Here is a 5352-nt window from a genome sequence, read left to right as displayed (position 1 = left end):
GTTTTGGTCGCTTTCCGTGGAGTTTTGTCTCTTACCCTTTCGGGCTGCCCTGCGCTGTGAGTAAGGCTTTACGCCCCCATTCCAGTCTCACAATACTAATCAGTTATTCCTTTTCCGCGAGTCCCCTCTAGCAGCTACAAGGGGCGGTGTTATCGAGCTTTTGCTTAGTTTTGATTAGTACCTTTACCTTCCACCTTTGGAAACAGAGTGCAGGAATACTTGAAGTGCTTTAACGATATGGCTATCATGAAAGGACTTACCCAGCGTCGAAACTAGTAAGTATTCCGAAATAAACCAGCTCGCCAAAGCTGGTTTTTTCACATCTAGGGAAAGAGTTTGTAAGGAAAATATGAGATAGAGGTACATTGTGTGGACGACTCACATCCTTACTAAATCTGTAGATAATTTATCGAAATCATTACATATCATTACACTCTTTCTAACAAATGGCCTGTATAAAAATAAAACCTAATACACATCGCAATACAAAGGTAAGATTTTAATATGAACAGGTTATTATTTATATTAGTCGCCGTAGGCTTGGCTGGCTGCTCTGGTATAACTCATACAGATAAAGCTTACACTGCGCATGCGGAAAGCTTTAATATTTTGGGAGCCCAAATACCAGGTAACACACAAGAAAGAGCTTTTGATTTGGTTCCAGAAGGAGCTTCAATTGACACTATTCAAGCAGCTAATTCGGACACTACATCGCTCTTAGGTGTTCTTAATCGAATTCTTGGGGTTGATTATGTCCACGTTGCCGGAAAGAAGCAGTAAAGGTTTTATCTTACGTAATTGAACTCAAAGTTAGACACAAAAACGGCTCCTTGAAGGAGCCGTTTTTGCACTACAGAGGAATATTGGAGGGAGTCCCTCTTAGCTATAGATAGTTTAGTTAGTAATAATCTTGCTTATACTATTACATTCAAATCTGTGATTTACATGCAAAAAACTCTTCCTACCAAACAGGAAGAGGGGCACTGAATACTTTTCATTAGCTGCATTTTGTGAGTAATAATATAACCTCCCCAAAAGTAACTGAGGAGGCTTGGCATTATGTCGTTCACCTCTAATGGTAGATAACAATGCCTAATGGAGCTTTCAGGGAGTTAGTGGACGTAAACTTCTCCCCAAAAACAAATATAGGATCTCTCGAAGAAGTAGCGAGATTCCTTACGCTGCCTTATCCAAACAACACTCATCGATCAAGAAACTTATCACTCCATCAAGATTATCAAATTTGGCTTCACAATAGATACTCCGACCATCACGAACTTGTTGGATTAGTTCAGCTGATACCAGGTGAGCTAAGTGATGAGACAATGTTGATGAAGGGATATCTAGATGAGCCTGGATATCTCCGACAGTTATGCTATTTTTTCCTGATTTTACAATAACTTTATAGATTTTAAGCCTGACAGGATGACCTAGTTCTTTCAGGATGTTTGCTGCTTTTTCTAGTTTCATCTTTATCTCCATGGAAAATATTTCCAATTTTGTAGAAATTAAAGGTTGACGTTGAATTCAATACAACTATAATTCCAGAAACATCGAAATGAAAGCTTTTTTTATTCAAAACAGTTTGCAATATGGATTGAACATCCATAGGAGAAATAACATGAGTCCAGATATAATTAACATGGCAAAAGAAGCACTTGATATGTTTGCATTTCTTGCGACGGAGCTAATTATTCTTTTCCTAGCTATTAGCTATATCGTCGGGGTTCTTCAAGACTTCCTTACACCTGAAAAAATCCAATCCATTCTTAGCTCTAAGAATGGGAAAGGGTACTTTATCGCAGCGCTATTAGGTTCAATCACTCCATTTTGCTCATGCTCAACAATTCCATTTTTGAAAGGCTTATTGCGTGCGAGAGCTGGTTTTGGCCCTATGATGGTTTTTCTCTTTGCAAGCCCACTTCTTAACCCTGTAATCATTGGATTATTTGTTGTTACATTTGGCTGGAAAGTTGCAGTTTTCTATTTCTCTATCGCTATGATTGTTTCTGTCACTGCTGGTTACGTATTAGAAAAACTGGGCTTTGAGCGATATGTTAAGCCTGAAGCATATGAAGCTTTACAAACATCATCTTGTGGTTCTACATGTTCTAGTGATAGCAAAAAAACAGATGTTAAAGAGACGACTTGTGGTACCAGTTCGTGTGGGGAAAGCACTTCGAAAGTAGAAGAGTCTTGCTGTACAACACAAAAAGCTACTGAGAACAAAGAGCCTAGTCGCTGGTTAAGAATTTGGAACTCGACTTGGAAAGATTTTAAACAAGTTTTTCCTTACTTAATGATGGGTATTGCTCTTGGTTCATTCATTTATGGCTTCATCCCAACTGACTTGATTGCTGAATATGCCGGCGCGGGTAAATGGTATGCTATCCCTGTTGCAGCTGTTATTGGTATTCCACTATATATTCGAGCTGAGGCGGTTATTCCTTTGAGTGCCGCACTAGTACAGAAAGGGATGGCACTTGGTTCAGTAATGGCTTTAATTATTGGTAGTGCCGGCGCAAGTCTAACTGAAGTGATATTGTTGAAATCGATCTTCAAGAATCAAATGATTGCAGCATTCTTGTTTGTCATCCTCAGCATGGCCATTGGTGCAGGGTTCCTATATAGTTTCATCTTCGCTTGATTGACATTATCACAAAAAAAAGCCTCCCATAAGGGAGGCTTTTTTTTGTCTAAATCAGGGTTCGCACTAAGTGCCATTACGTTAAATTACCGCCTTCCAATTTTTCAACGATAGATACATGCTTCCTAACGGGGGTAGAAACACTGTTATACGTTTTATCAACACTCAACTTAACAAATTTTAAAAATTCATCTAACTGCGTGGAAATTTCAGTGTTGTTATTACAAGACTCTAGAATCTCTTTTCGAAATTCATCCGCCTTCTCCTTCACCCTGTCTTCCTCGATTTTAGCGTTATTTTTCATTTCGGCATCAAGTTTACCTCGAAGGTCATTGGTAGCCTTAATGATCAACTCAGACCTACCCAATGATGCTTTCGTTGCTTTAAGCTCAGTCTGCATATCTACGTAGTCTTTGCCTTCATTTTGCAATTTAAGGATTTTATTCTGTGACTCCGCCAACCCTTTGCTGCACTTAGCGATAAACCAAAGATGCCCAATATTTAGAAGAGAAACGATAAATGACCCCACGTAGATAAAGAAATACACAAGGACGGCATAGAAAAGTGGCTGATAAAGAAAGTTACATGCATTACTTGCTGCCAAAAAGTCTGATAATCGAGTGGGATACTCATCTATTGGACCTACGATTAATAAACTCCAATGCTTAAAATTAACAACAAGCCATGAAAATACGAAACCACCTATAATTGGATTCTTAGCTCTTTCATTAAGTGCATCTGTTAACGGTTTTAGTTGCTCAATCATAAGACTCCATTCAACCACCTCTCGCCAAAACCAAAAAGTACCACCCTAGACCCTAAAAATCGAACAGCCTCTGGGAATTTTAGGTGTTCATTATTCCTATTATGTTAAACGGGCGAGTTAGCTACCAAAAACACCCTTCAGAAGCCCTCAATCGCTCCAGAATCGATTTATAAGCACTTACTAAGCCCTACTTACCCAAAAATCGGGCTGTAAGTTTGTGACGGTTTCAGAGCCTTCAGCATCGATTTTTAACATCTTTTGAACTCAACCCAATTTCACATCCAAAGTTGCAGCGCTGCAACTTTTCGCGGCGCAGCCCCTTCGGAGAACAGGACTTGAGCGTTTTGGAAACCAGTTGCGAAGCAAATGGGGTACAAAATGCGTTTCCTGCCTCTCTAAAACACTCTCAATCTGACTGAACTCCATGCAGCGAATTTTACGAATACTTCTAAGTATATTCACAAAGAACACTTTCATTTGTGGAGAGTAATTTCATAGGTGTGGATGCAAATAAACGGGGTGTGGAGAGGACAAGATGAGGTGTGTGTTCCCCTTTCCTTCTTGTGCCTGGTAAAAACGATTTATCTTTTTGCCAGGGGCGAGAAGGCGACAAACGAACGGAGTGAGAGCGTCAGAAAAACAAAAGCCCCGAATGACATTGAATCAAACGAGGCTGATGTACGATACGCAACTCTATACTAAGCAGTTTAGCGCTCTCTTTAGAACACTTTAATACTAGCCAAAAACGACGTCACACTCAAAACGAACGCCCATCAACTTAATGAAACGAAGCTCGAGCGAGTGGCATTTAGTTGCTCAGTTCTTCATTTCTTCAATCGCAACCAGCGCCCCCTTGCGGGGTTCAATTGCTAAGAAATGGAGAATCCGAAACGTCCAAGTGGAGGATCTGAATCGAGGTCGCCCCACGACCGAAGTGTTCAGACGGGGGAGCCGAAACAAAACACAAACCCCAGTGCAGTGAGTCCACCCAATGGACGATTTTTGTTTTGGGGGCTTGCCCCTCAAATCGTCGAGAAAGGCGAGACTTAGCGGATTTTATTTAGCTGAAAACGAGGTATTTTTTGTGGGAGAGTAACGACACGAAAAAGAGCGACTATTTCGGCTTTAAAACCCGCTAAGTCGCGCGTAGCAAGACGATTTGAGCCCTTCAAGTTTAGAGGGTGATATTGAAGCGTCCAGCTTCGAATATTGCCATCTAAACTCATTGAAAAAGCACAGCTTTTTTAATGATTGCCCATTAAGGGCAACCACCACTACGATAAGTATGTAGTACCCCTTTTACTGACCCGTTCTAGCGACCCCTTATTGTGTCAGTAAAGCGGGTCGGTAAGAGGGGTCAGTGAAGGGGGTACTAAGAAGATGAAAATAACGAGGAGAATTGGAGTGGAGATCCAAATAACCAAAATAGGAAAACTAGACGAGCAAAAACGAGAGTTTGAGAAAAATAAATTCGAAAGTTCAGTGTATGAAAACATCATCGAAATGGTGGAAGACATCTTCCTACTCGAGACAAACGGAGATGAAAAAGCGAGGTACCGGCTTTTAGAACACGAAGAAAAAAACGGAACCCCAATAGGAGCAAAATCAAGCTGGTTAGAGAACAGAGGCAATACGAACAAACCGATCAACTGAGTGACAGTGCCACGGTTTTAAACCTGACTAAATTCCGCTTGCTCGATGCTCGGACGCTTCGCTTACTCGCACACTGCGCCGAGCGGCAGGAATAAAAAAGAAAGCAAAGGGAGTGCTCGCGGAAAGAAAGGTTAAAGCCCTTTCGGCTGCGCCAACCCCTACCCAAATCAGTGTGATTTTAGGCATTGTTTTGGTCGCTTTCCGTGGAGTTTTGTCTCTTACCCTTTCGGGCTGCCCTGCGCTGTGAGTAAGGCTTTACGCCCCCATTCCAGTCTCACAATACTAA

General features: G+C 41.2%; 5 protein-coding genes. 3 read left to right on the top strand and 2 right to left on the bottom strand.

Going from position 1 to position 5352, the window contains the following annotated elements; genetic code table 11:
* Positions 1 to 504: 504 nt before the first annotated feature.
* Complete coding sequence (locus L2W36_RS27095; protein ID WP_236112053.1) at positions 505 to 780, top strand: hypothetical protein; 276 nt, start codon at positions 505 to 507, stop codon at positions 778 to 780.
* 396 nt (positions 781 to 1176) lie between these two features.
* On the opposite strand, the gene L2W36_RS27090 is transcribed toward L2W36_RS27095, so the two are convergent.
* The gene (locus L2W36_RS27090; RefSeq protein WP_236112052.1) at positions 1177 to 1470 is read right to left on the bottom strand and encodes an ArsR/SmtB family transcription factor; all 294 of its coding nucleotides are present in this window, start codon (positions 1468 to 1470) and stop codon (positions 1177 to 1179) included.
* 151 nt (positions 1471 to 1621) lie between these two features.
* On the opposite strand from L2W36_RS27090, the gene L2W36_RS27085 reads away from it, so the two are divergent.
* Entirely contained in the window at positions 1622 to 2647 is a 1026-nt protein-coding gene (locus L2W36_RS27085; protein ID WP_236112051.1) for a permease, read from the top strand.
* A 76-nt stretch (positions 2648 to 2723) separates the two neighbouring features.
* Here L2W36_RS27085 and L2W36_RS27080 read toward each other — a convergent pair whose 3' ends face one another.
* Positions 2724 to 3413 (bottom strand): hypothetical protein, encoded by a 690-nt coding sequence (locus L2W36_RS27080; RefSeq protein ID WP_236112050.1) that lies wholly within the window; start codon positions 3411 to 3413, stop codon positions 2724 to 2726.
* Positions 3414 to 4793: 1380 nt separating this feature from the next.
* Between L2W36_RS27080 and L2W36_RS27075 the strand changes: the two genes are divergently transcribed.
* Positions 4794 to 5066, top strand: a complete 273-nt coding sequence (locus L2W36_RS27075; RefSeq protein WP_236112049.1) for a hypothetical protein — start codon at positions 4794 to 4796, stop codon at positions 5064 to 5066.
* Positions 5067 to 5352: the final 286 nt, after the last annotated feature.

Origin of the sequence: Vibrio sp. McD22-P3, assembly GCF_021568915.1 — a bacterium.
GTDB lineage: Bacteria > Pseudomonadota > Gammaproteobacteria > Enterobacterales > Vibrionaceae > Vibrio > Vibrio mediterranei.
Note: the sequence above shows the minus strand (reverse complement) of the source record. Positions and strands in the feature narration are given on the sequence as shown.

Bases quoted from the DNA above. Each gene is read 5' to 3' on its own strand.
- L2W36_RS27095 (WP_236112053.1), top strand. From the start codon at position 505: ATGAACAGGTTATTATTTATATTAGTCGCCGTAGGCTTGGCTGGCTGC.
- L2W36_RS27090 (WP_236112052.1), bottom strand. From the start codon at position 1,470: ATGAAACTAGAAAAAGCAGCAAACATCCTGAAAGAACTAGGTCATCCT.
- L2W36_RS27085 (WP_236112051.1), top strand. From the start codon at position 1,622: ATGAGTCCAGATATAATTAACATGGCAAAAGAAGCACTTGATATGTTT.
- L2W36_RS27080 (WP_236112050.1), bottom strand. From the start codon at position 3,413: ATGATTGAGCAACTAAAACCGTTAACAGATGCACTTAATGAAAGAGCT.
- L2W36_RS27075 (WP_236112049.1), top strand. From the start codon at position 4,794: ATGAAAATAACGAGGAGAATTGGAGTGGAGATCCAAATAACCAAAATA.